17 protein-coding genes are annotated in these 16593 nt (G+C 64.5%); 6 read left to right on the forward strand and 11 right to left on the reverse strand.

What is annotated here, in order from left to right; all coding sequences use genetic code 11:
- Positions 1–79: 79 nt before the first annotated feature.
- Both gudD and CAG46_RS24205 read right to left on the reverse strand, forming a co-directional pair.
- Positions 80–1426, reverse strand: a complete 1347-nt coding sequence (gene gudD / locus CAG46_RS24200) for a glucarate dehydratase (protein WP_015271908.1) — start codon at positions 1424–1426, stop codon at positions 80–82.
- A gap of 19 nt (positions 1427–1445) precedes the next feature.
- Positions 1446–2798 (reverse strand): MFS transporter, encoded by a 1353-nt coding sequence (locus tag CAG46_RS24205; protein WP_085617945.1) that lies wholly within the window; start codon positions 2796–2798, stop codon positions 1446–1448.
- 261 nt (positions 2799–3059) lie between these two features.
- Here CAG46_RS24205 and CAG46_RS24210 point away from each other — a divergent pair, with 261 nt between their 5' ends.
- Positions 3060–3767, forward strand: coding sequence for a FadR/GntR family transcriptional regulator (locus CAG46_RS24210; protein WP_025340730.1), 708 nt, complete (start codon positions 3060–3062; stop codon positions 3765–3767).
- 147 nt (positions 3768–3914) lie between these two features.
- Here CAG46_RS24210 and CAG46_RS24215 read toward each other — a convergent pair whose 3' ends face one another.
- From CAG46_RS24215 to CAG46_RS24230, 4 genes are all read right to left on the reverse strand, one after another.
- A complete protein-coding gene (locus CAG46_RS24215) occupies positions 3915–4925 on the reverse strand; it encodes an NAD(P)-dependent alcohol dehydrogenase (protein ID WP_085617947.1) in 1011 nt (336 codons plus the stop codon).
- Between the two features lie 164 nt (positions 4926–5089).
- Entirely contained in the window at positions 5090–5680 is a 591-nt protein-coding gene (locus CAG46_RS24220; protein ID WP_025340732.1) for an HAD family hydrolase, read from the reverse strand.
- Positions 5677–6546: an acyl-CoA thioesterase II gene (gene tesB, locus CAG46_RS24225; protein WP_075046449.1), complete on the reverse strand. Its 870-nt coding sequence runs from the start codon at positions 6544–6546 to the stop codon at positions 5677–5679. Before tesB ends, CAG46_RS24220 begins: the two co-directional genes overlap by 4 nt.
- 96 nt (positions 6547–6642) lie before the next feature.
- On the reverse strand, positions 6643–7212 hold the full coding sequence (locus tag CAG46_RS24230; protein WP_085617949.1) for a GNAT family N-acetyltransferase: 570 nt from the start codon (positions 7210–7212) through the stop codon (positions 6643–6645).
- 179 nt (positions 7213–7391) lie between these two features.
- On the opposite strand from CAG46_RS24230, the gene CAG46_RS24235 reads away from it, so the two are divergent.
- The 3 genes from CAG46_RS24235 to CAG46_RS24245 all read left to right on the forward strand — a co-directional run bounded on the left by CAG46_RS24235 (position 7392) and on the right by CAG46_RS24245 (position 10623).
- A complete protein-coding gene (locus CAG46_RS24235) occupies positions 7392–8078 on the forward strand; it encodes a histidine phosphatase family protein (protein ID WP_085617951.1) in 687 nt (228 codons plus the stop codon).
- Between the two features lie 240 nt (positions 8079–8318).
- On the forward strand, positions 8319–9233 hold the full coding sequence (locus tag CAG46_RS24240; protein WP_015271914.1) for a histone deacetylase: 915 nt from the start codon (positions 8319–8321) through the stop codon (positions 9231–9233).
- Between the two features lie 148 nt (positions 9234–9381).
- Positions 9382–10623: a TIGR03862 family flavoprotein gene (locus tag CAG46_RS24245; protein WP_085617953.1), complete on the forward strand. Its 1242-nt coding sequence runs from the start codon at positions 9382–9384 to the stop codon at positions 10621–10623.
- A gap of 116 nt (positions 10624–10739) precedes the next feature.
- Here CAG46_RS24245 and CAG46_RS24255 read toward each other — a convergent pair whose 3' ends face one another.
- Both CAG46_RS24255 and yedA read right to left on the reverse strand, forming a co-directional pair.
- Positions 10740–12071, reverse strand: coding sequence for a DEAD/DEAH box helicase (locus CAG46_RS24255; protein ID WP_085617955.1), 1332 nt, complete (start codon positions 12069–12071; stop codon positions 10740–10742).
- Between the two features lie 55 nt (positions 12072–12126).
- Positions 12127–13047, reverse strand: coding sequence for a drug/metabolite exporter YedA (yedA, locus tag CAG46_RS24260; RefSeq protein ID WP_085617957.1), 921 nt, complete (start codon positions 13045–13047; stop codon positions 12127–12129).
- A 154-nt stretch (positions 13048–13201) separates the two neighbouring features.
- On the opposite strand from yedA, the gene CAG46_RS24265 reads away from it, so the two are divergent.
- On the forward strand, positions 13202–13651 hold the full coding sequence (locus tag CAG46_RS24265) for an Lrp/AsnC family transcriptional regulator (protein WP_015271918.1): 450 nt from the start codon (positions 13202–13204) through the stop codon (positions 13649–13651).
- Here the strand turns inward: CAG46_RS24265 and CAG46_RS24270 are convergent.
- Together CAG46_RS24270 and CAG46_RS24275 are read right to left on the reverse strand one after the other, a co-directional pair.
- A complete protein-coding gene (locus tag CAG46_RS24270) occupies positions 13648–14253 on the reverse strand; it encodes a PolC-type DNA polymerase III (protein ID WP_085617959.1) in 606 nt (201 codons plus the stop codon). The two genes, CAG46_RS24265 and CAG46_RS24270, sit on opposite strands and share 4 nt — an antisense overlap.
- An 8-nt stretch (positions 14254–14261) precedes the next feature.
- Positions 14262–14741, reverse strand: coding sequence for an NYN domain-containing protein (locus CAG46_RS24275; RefSeq protein WP_004576858.1), 480 nt, complete (start codon positions 14739–14741; stop codon positions 14262–14264).
- Positions 14742–15093: 352 nt separating this feature from the next.
- On the opposite strand from CAG46_RS24275, the gene CAG46_RS24280 reads away from it, so the two are divergent.
- On the forward strand, positions 15094–15624 hold the full coding sequence (locus CAG46_RS24280) for a hypothetical protein (RefSeq protein ID WP_085617961.1): 531 nt from the start codon (positions 15094–15096) through the stop codon (positions 15622–15624).
- Positions 15625–15809: 185 nt separating this feature from the next.
- Here CAG46_RS24280 and CAG46_RS24285 read toward each other — a convergent pair whose 3' ends face one another.
- Positions 15810–16568 carry a DUF2076 domain-containing protein gene (locus CAG46_RS24285; protein ID WP_085617963.1) on the reverse strand — a complete coding sequence of 253 codons (759 nt, stop codon included), beginning with the start codon at positions 16566–16568 and terminating at the stop codon, positions 15810–15812.
- Between the last annotated feature and the right edge of the window lie 25 nt (positions 16569–16593).

Raw genomic sequence — 16593 nt, forward strand, 5'->3', positions numbered from 1 at the left:
CTCCCACTGGGTTTGCATAAACCTTGAGGGATATGCAGTACCTGTGGGAGCGGGTTCACCCGCGAAGAGGCCAGCAGCCTCAACGCACCAGGCAAGGCCGCTTGTTATCGAAGCTCCACCCCGGAATCAGGAACTGCATTGCCACGCTGTCATCCCGCGCGCCCAACCCCATGTTGCGGTAGCACTCATGCGCCTTGGCCAACTGGTCTTCATCCAGCTCCACCCCAAGCCCCGGCCGCGCCGGCACGTGCACATGCCCGTCGACGATGCGCAGTGGTTCGCGGGTCAGGCGCTGGCCGTCCTGCCAGATCCAGTGGGTGTCGATCGCAGTGATTTCACCCGGCGCCGCTGCCGCCACCTGGGTGAACATTGCCAGCGAGATATCGAAGTGGTTGTTGGAATGCGAACCCCAGGTCAGCCCCCAGTCGTTGCACATCTGCGCCACCCGTACCGAACCCTGCAAGGTCCAGAAGTGCGGGTCGGCCAGCGGAATGTCCACCGACTGCAACTGGATCGCATGGCCCATCTGCCGCCAGTCGGTAGCGATCATGTTGGTGGCGGTGGGCAGGCCGGTAGCGCGGCGGAACTCGGCCATCACCTCACGGCCCGAGTAGCCGTTCTCGGCACCGCACGGGTCTTCGGCGTAGGCCAGCACATCGTGCTTGTCGCGGCACAGGGCAATGGCCTCCTTCAATGACCAGGCACCATTCGGGTCGAGGGTGATGCGGGCTTCGGGGAACCGCTCGGCCAGCGCCGTTACCGCTTCCATCTCCTCCTCGCCGCGCAACACCCCGCCCTTGAGCTTGAAGTCGCTGAAGCCATAGCGCGCCTTGGCGGCCTCGGCCAGGCGCACCACCGCGTCCGGGGTCAGGGCCTTTTCGTGGCGCAGGCGGAACCAGTCGTCCTCGGCATCGGCTTCGTTGCGGTAGGCCAGGTCGGTTTGCTGGCGGTCGCCGATGTAGAACAGGTAACCGAGCATCTTCACCGCCTCGCGCTGCTGCCCCTCGCCCAGCAGTGCCGCCATCGGCACGTTCAGGTGCTGGCCGAGCAGGTCGAGCAGCGCCGACTCGATGGCCGTCACCGCATGCACGGTGATGCGCAGGTCGAAGGTCTGCAGGCCGCGACCAGCCGAGTCACGGTTGGCGAAGGTCTGGCGCATGGCATTGAGCACGCGCTGGTAATGGCCGATCGGCTGGCCGACCACCAGGCTGCGGGCGTCCTCCAGTGTCTGGCGGATCTTCTCGCCGCCCGGCACCTCGCCCAACCCGGTATTGCCGGCGCTGTCACGCAGCACCACCACGTTGCGGGTGAAGAACGGGCCATGGGCACCACTGAGGTTGAGCAGCATGCTGTCGTGCCCGGCGACGGGGATCACGCGCAGATCAGTGACCACGGGGGTGCTGGTGTGAAGGGTCTGCATGTTCATGGTTGTTGTCTCGCAGTCATCAATGGCTCTGACCCAGGGCCGAAGGGGCCTTGAGGTCATCGGAAGGGACGCCCTTTGGGCGAGTGCGTACGAAGAAGATGGCAATGGCCGCCAGCACCGAGGTCACCGCCAGGCCGTACAGGCCGCCCTGGATCGAACCGGTCTGCTGCTCCAGCAGGCCGAAGGTGGTGGGAGCGACGAAGCCGCCGAGGTTGCCGACCGAGTTGATCAAGGCGATCACCGCAGCGGCGATGCGGGCATCCAGGTAGCCCTGCGGGATCGGCCAGAACAGTGACGACGCCGACTTGAAACCGATGGCCGCGAAGCACACCGCGACAAAGGCGAACACCGGCCCACCCGTGGTGGACATGAACATGCCGATGGCAGCGATCACCAGCGCACCTGCGACCCAGGCCTGCTGGCACTTCCAGCGCGCCGAGCCGGCGGCGAAGGCATACATGGCCAGGATCGAGATCAGCCACGGGATCGAGTTGAAGAAGCCGACCTGCAGGTCGCTGAGGTCACCCATGCGCTTGATGATGCTCGGCAGCCAGAAGGTGGCGGCGTAGATGGTCAGCTGGATGCAGAAGTAGATCAGGCAGAACAGCAGGATCTGGCGGTCCTTGAGCAGGCTCCAGGCCGATGGCCTGACCGCGCCGACCGCTTCGCGCTCAAGCTGCTCGCGATCGATGGCGGCCACCAGTGCTTCCTGCTCGGCCTGGCTCAGCCACTTGGCGTCCTGCGGCCTGGAGTCGAGCCAGAAGAACACGAAGAAGCACAGCGTCACCGAGGCCATGCCTTCGATGAACAGCATCCACTGCCAGCCATGCATGCCCAGGCCCTGAATCTGCATCAGCGCGCCGGCCAGCGGCCCGGAAATCAGCGACGCCAATGCCGAGCCGCTGAGGAAGATGGCAATCGCCTTGCCACGCTCGGCGGCCGGCAACCAGCGGGTGAAGTAGTAGATCACCCCGGGGAAGAAGCCCGCTTCGGCAACGCCCAGCAGAAAGCGCAGCACGTAGAACTGGGTTTCGTTCTGCACGAAGGCCATGGCCGTGGCCACCAGCCCCCAGGTGAACATGATGCGGGTCAGCCACAGCCGTGCGCCGACCTTCTGCAGCAGCATGTTCGAGGGCACCTCGAACAACGCGTAGCCGATGAAGAACAGGCCGGCACCAAAGCCATAGGCCGCGGCGCTGATGCCCAGATCGCTTTCCAGATGGGGGCGGACGAAGCCGATGTTGACGCGGTCCAGGTAGTTGACGATGAACATGATGACGAACAGCGGCAGGACGTGGCGCTTGACCTTGGCCACGGCGCTGGCCAGGGCGTCGCCTTCATTCCGGGCAGACGGAGCGAGGGTATCGTTCACTTGCGGATCTCCCACTAATTGTTTTTGTGCGGGTCGAGGTTGTCTGACATGGCAGCGGGGAGGAGCATATGCGCAGCGCAGTTGTACGACAAGATCAGCAACATCGGCAAAATCACAAAATACAAGCTACCGCAAAGCCAATATGCGTCGATCTTGCAAAAACAGACAAACTACTCGCTGGCTTGACCGCTGGAAAAATCGGCAAGAAATATTTTTATCGATTAACTTGTCGTACAAGCACAACAACAATCGGATCACACCATGGCCACCGAACAAGCCCACAAACGCGGCCACAGCCGTGCCCATGACCTGGTCTCCAGCCTGACCCAACAGATCTTGCTGGGTACCTTCAAGCCAGGCGACAAGTTGCCCTCGGAAAACAGCCTGGTGCGCGAGCATGGGGTCAGCCGCACCGTGGTCCGCGAGGCCCTGTCGAAATTGCAGGCCTCGGGGCTGGTGGAGCCACGCCACGGTATCGGTACGTTCGTGATGGAGCGCCAGGCCCAGGCCGGCCTGCGCATCGCTGCGGAAAGCGCGGCGAATGTGCGCGACCTGCTGGAGCTGCGCATCGGCCTGGAAGGCCAGGCCGCCGCCCTGGCCGCGCTACGCCGTGACGAGGGGCACCTGAGGCGCATGCGCCAGGCGCTGGATGACTACCAGGACCTGGCCGCCGCCGGCGACAGCTGCATCGAGGCCGACCGGCGCTTTCATCTGTTGATTGCCGAGGCCACTGGCAACCTGTACTTCACTGAAATGCTGTTGCAGCTGGGCAACGGCCTGATCCCGCGCAACCGCATGGCCCTGGCCGAACGCAGCGGGGCGAAGCTGGCGCGGCAGGCGTACCTGGCCAACCTCGAGCATGAGGCGATCCTCAATGCCATCCGACGGCAGGACCCGGACGCGGCGCGGGCGGCGGTGTGCCTGCACCTGTCCAATAGCCGCGACCGACTACTGCCCGAACAGGTCTGACACGATCCCCTGTAGGAGCGGCCTTGTGTCGCGAAGGGCTGCACAGCAGCCCCTCGATTTCAGCTACAGAATTGCAGGCCGGGGGCCGCTTTGCGGCCCTTTCGCGACACAAGGCCGCTCCTACAAAGAGAACCGCATCAGGCCCTGTTACCAGGTCAGGCAGATCTTGCCGAAATGCCGATTGCTCTCCTGATAACGGAACGCCTCGACGATCTGTTCCAGCTCGAAATGCTTGTCCACCACCGGCCGCAGGCCGTTGGCATCGATCGCCCGCACCATCGCCTGCTGCTGGGCGCGGCTGCCCACCAGCACGCCTTGCAGGCGAATCTGCCGCACCAGCGCCTGCACCAGCGGCAATTGCCCGGCCACGCCGGTGAGGATGCCGATCAACGACACATGCCCACCAATGCGCGCGGCAATCATCGATTGCTCCAGCGTCGCCGGGCCACCCACTTCGATCACATGGTCGACTCCGCGGTTGCCGGTCAGCTCGCGCACTTTCTCACCCCACGCCGGGGTGCTCTTGTAGTTGATCAGGTGGTCGGCACCCAGGGCTTTCAGGCGCTCCAGCTTGGCGTCGCTGGACGAGGTGGCGATCACCGTCGCGCCGGCCAGCTTGGCAAACTGCAGGGCGAAGATCGACACACCGCCGGTGCCCTGCACCAGCACCGTATCGCCGGGCTTGAGGTGGTCGTCGTTCATCAACGCACGCCAGGCCGTGAGACCAGCCGTGGTCAGCGTGGCAGCTTCAGCATGGCTGAAGCCCTTGGGCGCCAGGGTGAAGGCGGTGGCGCGAGCGGTGACCTGTTCACGGGCGTAACCATCGATACCGTCGCCGGGCACCCTGGCGAAGCCTTCCACATTGGCCTGGCCGTCGAGCCAGTCGGGGAAGAAGGTACTGACCACATTGTCGCCGACCTGGAACTCGGTAACGCCGCTACCCACCGCGACCACTTCGCCAGCGCCATCGGCCATGGGGATGCGCCGCTCGCTCGGGCCCCACATGCCACTGACAACGGCGAAATCGTGGTAGTTGAGAGAGCTGGCGTGCAGGCGCACGGTGATTTCACCGGCCTGGGGTGCGAGAGCCTCGCTGGTACCGACCTCGACCTTGTCGTAGCCGCCGCCGGGTTTTACGTAGATGGCCTTGCTAGTCATGGATAGGTCTCCGTTCAGGGAATAGATTGGGGTTCAGCATAGACAGGTCCGGCCTCTTCGCGGGTGAACCCGCTCCCACAGGTTGAGTGCTGGACTTGAGCTCGGCGCGGTCCCTGTGGGAGCGGGTTTACCCGCGAAGAGGCCCGCGCAGGCGACACAAAAACTCAGCCCAACATCACCTTCAATGCCCGGCAATCGGCCGCATGCCAATCCACCAGCTCCGGCCACGGATTGTCCGGCAGGTTCACCAGCACCGTGCGCGCCCCCGCGGCCCGCCCACAGTCCAGGTCAAACCGGTAATCCCCCACCATCACCAGCTCACCCGGTGCCACACCCCAGGCATTGGCAATCTTCAGCAGCCCATCCGGGCTTGGCTTGGGCGCCGCTTCGTCACGCCCCAGAATGTGCTCCACCGGGAAGCAGTCCGCCAGGCCGATGGCCTCCAGCGTCACATGCGCCAACTCACGGGCATTGCGGGTCAGAATGCCCAGCCGGCAACCTCGCTGGGCCAATTCGCGCACCAGTTCCACCGCCCCGGTGGCCGCCGTGGAGGCAATCGCCAGGTCACGCTCGTGCTCCAGCAGCCAGGCATGCTTGGCCGCCGCCTCGTCCGCCGGCAAGGCTGCCAGGTGGGTGAGGATGTCGTGCTCGGCCGGGATATCCAGCGCCACGCGGATGGCGGCAAAATCGTGCACGGCCACGGTCAGGGTGCCGTCCATGTCGAACACCCAGTTGCGTACCTCGCCCAGACTCATGCCCAGTCCTTGCGATGGCGAATCAGGCCTTCCTGGCACGACGACGCCACCAGTTGCCCGGCCTGGTTGAAGATGCTGCCGCGGCAGAAGCCACGGGCATTGCCCGCCCAAGGGCTGTCGGTGGCGTACAGCAGCCACTCGTCGGCACGCAGGTTGCCATGGAACCACAGCGAATGGTCGAGGCTGGCGATCTGCATGTCACGCTGCCACACCGATTTGCCATGGGGCAGCAACGCAGTGGTCAGCAGGCCGAAGTCCGAGGCGTAGGCCAGCATGTATTTGTGCAGGGCGGGGATATCGGGCAGGTTGCCGTCGGCGCGGAACCAGGCGTACTTCACCGGGTCGCCAGGCTGGGGGTTGAACGGGTCGCGCTCGGTGACCGGGCGGATCTCGATCGGCTTGGCGCACAGCACCTTGTCGCGAATGCGTTCGGGCAACTGGTCGGCCATGGCCCGGGCCAGCTCGACTTCAGTGGGCAGGTTCTCCGGGCCGACCACCTCGGGCATCTGCGCCTGGTGCTCGAAACCGTCCTCGTCGTACTGGAACGAGGCGCTGCAGGTGAAGATCGGCTGGCCCTTCTGAATCGCAGTCACCCGCCGGGTGCTGAAGCTGCCGCCATCGCGCACGCGGTCCACCGAATACACCACCGGCAGGCTGGCATCGCCAGGGCGCAGGAAGTAGCCGTGCAACGAATGCACATGGCGTGCATCCTCGACCGTCTGGCTGGCCGCCGACAACGATTGGCCCAGTACCTGCCCACCGTACAGCTGGCGGAAGCCCAGGTCCTGGCTGCGGCCACGGAACAGGTTCTCCTCGATGGACTCGAGGCTCAACAGGTCGACCAGGTCGTCCAACACATGACTCATCGGGGGTTCTCCTAGCAAGGCAAACAGGTCTCTACAGCACTCTTATGAAGGCAAATGATACAGGGTTTGTCATTCGTGCCGGGCATGGCCATGCATTCAGGCGCGCAGGGTACGCTCCCAGTGTGCGCGGTCGATGCGGTACAGCACATGCGGGCGCAGCGGATGGCCCACGGGCAGACTGGGGTGTTCGAAACTGCCATTCAGGTCCTGCTGCATACCGATGGCCTGCATGACCTTCTGCGAGGGCAGGTTGCTCTCGCTAGTGAACGACACCACCTCCTCCAGGCGCAATTGGGCGAAAGCACAGCGCAGGCAGGTCCACGCCGCCTCGCTGGCGAAACCCAGGCCCCAGTGGCGGCGTGCCAGGCGCCAGCCGATTTCCACCGCCGGCGCAAAATCGGCATCGAAGCCCACGTGCAGCAACCCGGTCATCCCGATGAAGGCACCGCTGTCCTTGCGCTCCAGGGCCCACAGGCCAAAGCCGTATTCATTGAAATGCCCGCGCACGCGGCCGATCAGCGCGGCTGCCTCCACGCGCGTCAGCGGCGCCGGGAAGTAGCGCATCACCTGCGGGTCGGCACACAGGGCGGCGAACTCGCGCAGGTCGTCGTCGTGCCATTGGCGCAGCACCAGCCGCGCGCTTTCCAGTTGCAGGATAGGGGTCATCGGGCGTGCTCCGGTTTTACCGTCTTGCAGTTTACAGCGTAGGCGCGGGTGCAGGTTTCACCCAGCCGGCGCAGCCGAATGCAATTTTCACACGCCCTTCACCGCCCCCCGACAGGCCTGTTGGCAGGATGCCAGCCAACACCGCCGCGCCAGCCGCGACCATGCCAACGGAGCAACGCATGCTATCGAGCAACACCCTGGGGCACCCAGCCATCCACGCCCGGCGCAAGCGACGCCTGACCCGCAAAGCCCTCGGTGCCGCCCTTGGCCTGTGCATGGTCGTGGCGGCGTTGAGCACCTGGCTGGCGACGAGGACGCACATCGTGGACCTTGGCAACGAACGACAATTGACTGACAGCGGCCTGCTGCAGGACTGGGCCGACGGTGCGGTGATCGTGATGATCCGCCACGCCGAGCGCTGCGACAGCGCTCCCGGTCCATGCGTGGACGACCCCACCGGCATCACCGTGGCCGGCAGCCAGGCTGCCGGACGTGTTGGCCAAGGGCTGCACCAGCTGGGCCTGAACAACGCCGATATGCTCAGCAGCCCGAAACTGCGCACACGGCAAACCGCGCATTTCATCCTTGGCCAGGCGGTGGCCAGTGAGGACTGGCTGGAAAGCTGTGACAGCCAGTTCGCCAGTGAAGCGCTGGCACACAAACGACCGGGGCATAACCTGGTGCTGGTGACCCACAACGGCTGCATCGACCATTTTGCCCGCCAGCAGAAAGTTGCGGGGGGCGAGCGTGAGAGCGGCTATGCCAGTGCGCTGTTCGTTTCGGTGGACGGCAATGGCAAGACGCGCATCCTCGGCCGCCTGAACGAGCCGGACTGGCAACGGGTGCTGGCCAGTACCACGAAATAACGCCCCCTCGCAGCAAACACGCCCTGTAGGAGCGGCCTTGCGTCGCGAAAGGGCTGCGCAGCAGCCCCGGCAATTTGTGCATTTGCGCTGATACCCCGGGGCTGCTGCGCAGCCCTTTCGCGACGCAAGGCCGCTCCTACAAAGGCCGGCGCTGGCCAGGAGATTGATGCCAGACAGGTTCTCCCACAGCAGTCTCCAGCCATGGCAAGATCAGCACTGGCCCCGATTGCGACCCCACCCATGCCGTTGCCGCTGATCTACCACGAAGACTACAGCCCGGAGTTCCCTGCCGAACACCGCTTCCCCATGGACAAGTTTCGCCTGCTGCACGACCACTTGATCGACAGCGGACTGACCACCGACCAGGCCCTGCTGCGCCCGGACATCTGCCCCAACGACATCCTCGCCTTGGCCCACGACCGCAGCTACATCGAGCGCTACATGAACGGTGACCTGTCACGCGAGGACCAGCGCCGCCTCGGCCTGCCCTGGAGCGAGGCCCTGGCCCGGCGTACCGTGCGCGCCGTAGGCGGCTCGCTGCTGAGCGCAGAGATGGCGCTGCAGCACGGCATCGCCTGCCACCTTGCCGGCGGCACCCACCACGCCCATTACGACCACCCTGCCGGTTTCTGCATCTTCAACGACCTGGCCGTGATCAGCCGCTACCTGCTGGAGGCTGGCCGGGTACACCGGGTGCTGATCTTCGATTGCGATGTGCATCAGGGTGACGGCACCGCGCGCATCCTGCACGACACACCAGACGCCATCACCGTGTCGCTGCACTGCGAACAGAACTTCCCGGCGCGCAAGGCACAAAGCGATTGGGACATCCCCCTGCCCCGCGGCATGGGCGACATGGCCTACCTGAAGGTGGTGGACGACGCCCTCAACTACCTGCTGCCACTCTATCGACCCGACCTGGTGCTGTACGACGCCGGGGTCGATGTGCACAAAGACGACGCCCTGGGCTATCTGCAACTGACCGATGCAGGCGTTGCCGCCCGTGACGAAGCGGTGCTGCGCCACTGCCTGGGCCGCGACATCCCGGTGGTGGGCGTGATCGGCGGTGGCTACAGCAAGGACCGCGCAGCCCTGGCCAGGCGCCATGGCATCCTTCATCACAGCGCGGCACGCGTCATCGGTTGTTCACAATGACTGTGGAACCGCTTGTGGATAACCTGCGGGAAAGGCGCTGCAGCCCTTTACAGGCAAGGCCTGCAAAGCTCTGATCATTTTTTGAGCAGTGCTTCCACAGGCTACGCTGCGCTAGAATGCGCCTCTTTTCCACAGCCTGCTGCCCACCATGCCTGATCTGAGCCCCGCCTCCCCTCCCCTCGCTGTCGTCATCGGCGGCGGCCCAGCCGGCCTGATGGCCGCCGAAGCACTGGCCCAGGCGGGCCTGGCGGTCGAGGTGTTCGATGCCATGCCTTCGGTGGGCCGCAAGTTCCTGCTGGCGGGGGTCGGTGGCATGAACATCACCCATTCCGAGCCCTACCCGGCGTTCGTCAGCCGGTATGCCGAGCGCCAGGGCGAAATCGCCGCGCTGCTGCACGACTTCGATGCCGACGCCTTGCGCCAGTGGATTCACGGCCTGGGTATCGAAACCTTCGTCGGCACCTCGGGCCGGGTGTTCCCCACCGACATGAAAGCCGCGCCACTGCTGCGCGCCTGGCTCAAGCGCCTGCGCGACAGCGGAGTAGTTATCCACACCCGTCACCGCTGGTTGGGCTGGAATGCCGAAGGTGCATTGCGGATTGCTTATCCACAGGGCGAGCGGGCGGTGAAGGCCGCCGTGGTGGTGCTGGCGCTGGGTGGCGGCAGCTGGGCGCGACTGGGCTCGGACGGTAGCTGGCAGCCGCTGCTGGCCGCACGGGCTGTGGATATCTCACCCTTGCAGCCCAGCAACTGCGGTTTTGAAGTGGCAGGCTGGAGCGCGCTGCTCAAGGACAAGTTCGCCGGTGCGCCGTTGAAGAACATTGCCCTCAGCGTTCCCGGCAGCGCGCCGCGCAAGGGCGAGTTCATCCTCACCGCGCAGGGTGTGGAAGGCAGCCTGGTGTATGCATGGTCAGCGCCGGTGCGCGAGGCCATCAACCGTGAGGGCCACGGGGTGTTGCTGCTCGACCTGTTACCGGACAAGCCTGTGGACAAGATTGCCCAGGCGCTGGCCAAGCCACGGGGTTCCCGCTCCATGGCCAAGCACCTGCACAGCCAGCTGGGTATCGATGGGGTCAAGGCGGCGCTGTTACGCGAGCTGACCGATCAGGCGACCTTTGCCGACCCTGGTGTCTTGGCGAGGGCGATCAAGGCATTGCCGATCACGCTGGTGCGCACGCGGCCGCTGGATGAGGCGATCAGCAGCGCGGGTGGGGTGCGTTTCGAGGGGCTGGATGAGGGCTTGATGGTCAAGGGCATGCCGGGGGTGTTCTGTGCCGGCGAGATGCTGGACTGGGAGGCGCCGACTGGGGGGTATCTGCTGACAGCGTGCTTTGCCAGCGGCTTGCGCGCCGGGCGGGCGGCGGCGGATTGGCTCAAATCCAAAGGTTGACACTGTCCCCTGTGGGAGCGGGTTTACCCGCGAACACGGGCGAAGCCCGTGCCATGCACCGAGTCGCATTCTTCGCGGGTAAACCCGCTCCCACAGAGACCGCGTACACTGCAAATCTACGGCTTACGCTTGCGCGCCCCACCATTGAAGCTCGGTACCTTGCGCACCGCCTTCACCGCCGGTTCCGCACTGCCTGATTCAGCACTGTCCATCCAGCGCCCCAACCCGCGCTTGGCGCTGTTTTCCTTCGGCTTCTTGGGCTTCTTCGGCTTCTTGATCACCTGGCCACTGGCGTCGGTCATCGGCACCCGGTGGTCAGGGATGAAGTCCGGCTCTTCATGACGCGGCAGGGTCTGCCGGGTCAGCACTTCGATCGCCGCCAGCAGTTGCACTTCATCCGCACACACCAGCGAGATCGCCTCGCCCTTGTTGCCCGCCCGCCCGGTACGCCCGATGCGGTGCACGTAATCCTCGGCAACGATCGGCAGGTCAAGGTTGACCACCAGCGGCAAGTCATCGATATCCAGGCCGCGGGCCGCCACATCGGTCGCCACCAGCACCTGGATTTCGCGGGCCTTGAAGCTGTCCAGCGCGCGCTGGCGGGTGGCTTGCGGGCGGTCACCGTGGATACCGTCGGCATTCACACCCTCGGCCAGCAAGCGCTCCACCAGTTGATCGACGCCATTGCGGGTCTTGGCGAACACCAGCACCTGCTTCCAGCGCTGCTTGCGCAGCAGGTGGCAGAACAGGTCGACCTTGCGCTTTTTATCCACAGGCACCAGCCACTGCTTGACGCTGGTGGCCGTGGCATTGCGCGGGCTGACTTCGATGCTCAGCGGGTCGTTCAGGGCCAGCCCCGCCAGCATGCGGATCTGGTCGGAGAAAGTGGCGGAGAACAGCAACGTCTGGCGCTTGCGTGGCAGCGCGGCGTACACCGACTGCAGCTCTTCGGCAAAGCCCAGGTCGAGCATGCGGTCGGCTTCGTCCAGCACCAGGGTCTGCACCTGGTTGAACTTCACGGCATTCTGCCGGAACAGGTCGAGCAAGCGCCCCGGGGTGGCCACCAGTAGGTCGACACCACGGCGCAGGCGCATCATCTGCGGGTTGATGCTGACCCCGCCATACACCGCGTAGGTACTCAGCGGCAGGTTCTCGGCATACTCGCGCACGTTGTTGTGCACCTGCTCGGCCAGCTCACGAGTGGGCACCAGCACCAGCGCGCGGATCGAGTTGCTGGCCACCTTCTCGCCTTCCAGCGCCAGGCGCTGCAGCACAGGCAGGGCAAAGCCCGCGGTCTTGCCGGTGCCGGTCTGGGCCGCGGCCATCAGGTCGCGGCCGGCCAGCACGGCGGGGATGGCCTTGGCCTGCACCGGAGTCGGGGTGGTGTAGTCCAGTTGCTGCAGGGTGTGCAGCAGCGGTTCGATCAGGCCGAGTTTGGCGAAATTCATGGCAATACCGTCAGGGGGTTCAGCGAAGGCGGCAAGTTTACCGCATCACCCCTGCCTACTTGCAGATTTCGCCTTTCAACGGCTGCACCTGCTCAGGTGCCTTGCGCCACTGCGGCAGGCCAATCAGCACCACCGCGCCGATGATCACCGCCATGGCCACACATTCTTCGGCACCGATCTGCTCACCGGCAAAGACGATGCCCAGCAGCACGGCCACCGCCGGGTTGACGTAGGCATAGCTGGTGGCAGCTGCCGGGCGCACGTGCTTGAGCAGGTACATGTAGGCACTGAACGCCAGGATCGAACCGAAGAACACCAGGTAGGCCAGTGCGCCCCAGCCGGCAGCGGTCGGCATCTGCGTCATGCGCTCGCCAGACAGCACGCTGCCGAGCAGCAGCACAGCGCCACCAACCAGCATTTCCGCGGCGCTGGCCATGGGCCCCTGGGGCAGCGGCAAGGTCTTGCTCCACACCGAGCCGAATGCCCACGACGCTGCCGCAAAGATGATCAGCGCCGCGCCAATCGGGCTTGCCTGCAGGTTGGAGCCCAGGTTCAGCAGGCCGATGCCCACCAGCCCGAGGGCGATCCCCGCCCACTCCAGCTTCGAATTGCGGTGCCCGAACAGCAGGCCGAACAGCAAGGTGAACAGCGGCACCGTCGCCACCGCCAGCGCCGCCACGCCCGAGGCCACACCGGCATGCTCGGCCACGGTCACGCCACCGTTGCCACAGCTGAGCAGCAGGAAACCGATCGCCCCCGCAGCCCGCCACTGCGGCCAGGTCGGTGCCGGCACACCGCGCCAGCGCAAGAAGCCATACAGCAGGCCCCCGGCAATCAGGAAGCGCACCCCGGCCATGAGCATCGGTGGCCAGCTCTCGACGCCTATGCGAATGAACAGGTAGGTGGAGCCCCAGACCAGGTACAAGGCCAGGAAAGCGCCAATGAGCAACAACGGGAAGCGACGGGAGGCAGGCATGGGAAACACTCGAAATCCGTTTACGGGTGGCTTAGTTTAGAAAGGCCACCGTGTAAACTTAAGTTACAAAACAGCTTTAAATCACCCGAACACTTTGCATTGCATGGTTATTCGGATGCTTTTCAATCGAATCGAAACCAGGCAGAAATAACCCATGGACAAGTACGACCGCATGCTGCTCGCCGCCCTGCTCGACAATGGCCGCGCCACCTTCGCCCAACTGGCGCGCCAGGTGAACCTGTCGGCGCCGGCGGTGGCCGAGCGGGTGGCCAAGCTCGAGGCCAGCGGGGTTATCACCGGCTACCAGGCCAAGGTCGACATGAGCAAGATCGGCCTGCCGATCCAGTGCGTGATCGAACTGCGCCTGGCCAGCCACGGCAACCAGCAGGCCTACGAAGCGTTGACCCAGATCCCCCAGTTGACCGAATGCCACCGGGTAACCGGCGACCCCTGCGTCATCATGCAGGCAGCGGTGGGTTCGATGCCGGAGCTGGAAGAACTGATCAACCGGGTCGCGCAGTTCGGCTTCAGCAAGACCTCGATCATTCTCTCCAGCGCTGTGGAGCGGCGGGTGCCGCTGGCGCAACTGGAGAAGAAGCCCTAACAGTACCTGGCCAGAGCTTCACGAACCTTGGCGGCCGGGGTTTTCTGCAGGCGGCAGAGCAGGTCGTGCGAAAGCTGCTGTACACCGTGGCTCTGGCGCAGCACGCCAGCCAGATGTTGCAGCAGGTTGGCGGCCATTTCGGCATCAGCCATGGCACGGTGCGCGGTACCGGTATCCGGCAGCCCGACCCAGCGGGTCAAGGTGCCCAGCTTGTGGTTCGGTGCCGCCGGCAACAGGCGCCGTGACAGCAGCAAGGAGCAGGCGAAGGCCTGGCTGCGGCTGCGGCCGATGCGGCCCAGTTCGTAGTCCCAGAACTTCTGGTCGAAGGCGGCATTGTGTGCCAGCAGCGGGGTACCACCAACGAACTCGGCCACTTCGTTCATCACCTTGTCCACCGGCGGCGCACTGCGCAGCATGGCGGTGGTGATGCCAGTGAGCCCGGCGACGAAGGCCGGTACCGGCACGCCCGCGTTCATCAGGCTCTGGTAGCGCTCGACGATGCGCCCGCCCTCCAGCATCACCACCGCCACCTCAGTGGCGCGGCAGCCGGCGCCGGGGCTGATGCCGGTGGTTTCAAAGTCGATGACAGCGATACGTTCCATGAAAAATCTCAGTGTTTTAGCAACAGCGCACCCTCGATGGGCACATAACGGGTGGCGGCACGGATCAGCGACAGTGCGGTAAGCCCGGGCACACCATACACCACCGCCTCGGTGCCATGGCGCTGTATCACCCGCTCCAGCAGCAGGTCGAAATCGCCGTCGCCGGAGGCCAGTACCACTTGGTCGACGCGGCTGGCGGCGTCGATCACATCCAGGGTAATACCCACATCCCAGTCACCTTTGGCCGAGCCATCGCTGCGCTGGATGAAGGGCTTGAGGCGCACATCGAAACCGAGATTGCGCAGGATCTGCTGGAACTGCTGCTGCTTGCTGTCGCCACGGTCGATGGCATAGGCCACGGCCTCGACGATCTGGCCTTCGCGGCTGACATCGGCCCACAGGGCGGTGTAGTTGAAGTGGCAGCCGTGGGCCTGGCGCACGGTGTAGTAGAGGTTCTGCACATCGGCGAACAGCGCGATCTTTTTCACCTTGGAACCCCTTGGTCGGCCTGGAATGCTGGGGGCCGCCTTGCGGCCCTTTCGCGACACAAGGCCGCTCCTACAGGGGTTCGCGTACCCTTGTAGGAGCGGCCTTGTGTCGCGAAAGGGGCGCAAAGCGCCCTCAAAATTGCCAGCAGTATGCCAGACCTGTCAGACGTACGAATCGTCGTCCGAGAAGAACCCTCCATAACCGCTGTCGGCATTCCACGTGGTCGCCTCCCAGCCTTGCTCGCCCATGCAATGCCAATGAACAAGGAAGTACTTCAAGCTTCGGCCCGGTCCCGCGCCTTACTACTGTACCCACGCGGAGGGAGCTCAACTCCCTCATTGGAGAACAGTCATGAGTAACAGCATTACCAACTGGATCGCAGAAGCAAAATCTTTCAAGGCGCACATACATTGTCAGTCGGTCTGGAAATACTGGGACGGCACACAAGACAGGTACAAAGACATAATGACTTTCGACTCACCGGGGATAGATCAACCAGTCTGGCTGAGCGAGGCTTCCGGGCTCGGCCAGGAGGAAGGCTGGCTGATCACCGGACGCCAAGCAGCACCCACCACGTTCAACATCGAATACCACTCCGAGACAACGGATCGGATCCATGTCTACATCAACGGCACGGGCACCGACGGCGACAGAAAGGTCGAGATCAGCCGCAACGGCTATCTTGGTTTGTACCGGACCAACTCACCGGTCGACCTGATAAAACTCGAACCGCTGGAATGGGGCCCTGACACACTGCGCTGCCGCCTGCGCGACCATACGGGCCGTACCGTGAAAACGCTGTATCACACGCCTCCGGACAGTAATGTCTATTTGAATACGAACGATGGCGACATTGCGACATTTCTTATCACGCGCCGATAGCTGCCAGGCGGCACCTGCCCCTGACAGGTTGCCCCTGGAAAACCCGAGGTACACGGCCATGCGTTGTCATGTACCTCTGGGTTTGGCCCGCTTGGCTTTTCACCTTTCGAAAACCGGACTGGTCAAGTTGCGTCGCGAAAGGGGCGCAAAGCGCCCCTAAAATTGCCAGCAGTATGCCAGGCCTGTCAGACGTACGAATCGTCGTCCGAGAAGAACCCACCATCATCGCTGCCATAATCGCTGTCGGCATAACCACCCTGATCGCTGCCCCAACCACCGTTGTCAGCTACCTGCTGCTGTGCCCCCGAGTCGTTCCAGCCTCCGCTGTCGCTGGCCGGGGCCGGCTCTTCCTTGATCACCTCGACCACCTCCTCCGGCTGCGAGTTGTGGTTGAACAGGCTGCTGATGCCCTGCGCCAGCAACACACCACCCGCCACACCGGCCGCAGTCTGCATCGCACCGCCGAGGAAGCTGCTGGCACCACTGCGTGCCGGCGCAGCGCCAAAACCAGGCTGCTGCGCTTGTGGCTGAGAGAAGCCAGGCGCCGATGGCTCACGCCAGCCACCGCCAGATGCCACGGGGGCTGCAGCTGGACGCTGCGGTTGCACGGCCGGGGCCGCATTGCGCCCAGACGAACCAAAGATGCTGGACAGGAAACCACCACCGCCATCGCTCGGCGCACTGCTGCTGGCACGGGCGGCCTCGGCCTGGGCACGAGCCTGCTTCAGTTCGGCTTCCAGTTGCTTGTTCTGCTCGTCGAGGCGCTTGATCGCTGCCTCCTGCACCAGGATGGCCTGGGCCATGTAATAAGGCGCCGCCGGCTGCTGACGCACATGTTCCTCGATGCATGCCTGGGCCTGCGCATCGCGTGGCTGGCTCGGGTCTTCGGCTTGCTTAAGGCGGCCGAACAGGCCGTCGATCAGGGTTTGTTCTTCAGTATTCATGGGGCGACCTCGTGGGGTAGCGGAC

The organism is Pseudomonas sp. B23(2017) (assembly GCF_002113725.1).
GTDB classification, from domain to species: domain Bacteria; phylum Pseudomonadota; class Gammaproteobacteria; order Pseudomonadales; family Pseudomonadaceae; genus Aquipseudomonas; species Aquipseudomonas putida_Z.

What these genes read in the sequence shown, in the direction of transcription:
- gudD (WP_015271908.1), bottom strand. Translation starts at nt 1,426, where the DNA reads ATGAACATGCAGACCCTTCACACCAGCACCCCCGTGGTCACTGATCTG.
- CAG46_RS24210 (WP_025340730.1), top strand. Translation starts at nt 3,060, where the DNA reads ATGGCCACCGAACAAGCCCACAAACGCGGCCACAGCCGTGCCCATGAC.
- CAG46_RS24215 (WP_085617947.1), bottom strand. Translation starts at nt 4,925, where the DNA reads ATGACTAGCAAGGCCATCTACGTAAAACCCGGCGGCGGCTACGACAAG.
- CAG46_RS24220 (WP_025340732.1), bottom strand. Translation starts at nt 5,680, where the DNA reads ATGAGTCTGGGCGAGGTACGCAACTGGGTGTTCGACATGGACGGCACC.
- tesB (WP_075046449.1), bottom strand. Translation starts at nt 6,546, where the DNA reads ATGAGTCATGTGTTGGACGACCTGGTCGACCTGTTGAGCCTCGAGTCC.
- CAG46_RS24230 (WP_085617949.1), bottom strand. Translation starts at nt 7,212, where the DNA reads ATGACCCCTATCCTGCAACTGGAAAGCGCGCGGCTGGTGCTGCGCCAA.
- CAG46_RS24235 (WP_085617951.1), top strand. Translation starts at nt 7,392, where the DNA reads ATGCTATCGAGCAACACCCTGGGGCACCCAGCCATCCACGCCCGGCGC.
- CAG46_RS24240 (WP_015271914.1), top strand. Translation starts at nt 8,319, where the DNA reads ATGCCGTTGCCGCTGATCTACCACGAAGACTACAGCCCGGAGTTCCCT.
- CAG46_RS24245 (WP_085617953.1), top strand. Translation starts at nt 9,382, where the DNA reads ATGCCTGATCTGAGCCCCGCCTCCCCTCCCCTCGCTGTCGTCATCGGC.
- CAG46_RS24255 (WP_085617955.1), bottom strand. Translation starts at nt 12,071, where the DNA reads ATGAATTTCGCCAAACTCGGCCTGATCGAACCGCTGCTGCACACCCTG.
- yedA (WP_085617957.1), bottom strand. Translation starts at nt 13,047, where the DNA reads ATGCCTGCCTCCCGTCGCTTCCCGTTGTTGCTCATTGGCGCTTTCCTG.
- CAG46_RS24265 (WP_015271918.1), top strand. Translation starts at nt 13,202, where the DNA reads ATGGACAAGTACGACCGCATGCTGCTCGCCGCCCTGCTCGACAATGGC.
- CAG46_RS24270 (WP_085617959.1), bottom strand. Translation starts at nt 14,253, where the DNA reads ATGGAACGTATCGCTGTCATCGACTTTGAAACCACCGGCATCAGCCCC.
- CAG46_RS24280 (WP_085617961.1), top strand. Translation starts at nt 15,094, where the DNA reads ATGAGTAACAGCATTACCAACTGGATCGCAGAAGCAAAATCTTTCAAG.
- CAG46_RS24285 (WP_085617963.1), bottom strand. Translation starts at nt 16,568, where the DNA reads ATGAATACTGAAGAACAAACCCTGATCGACGGCCTGTTCGGCCGCCTT.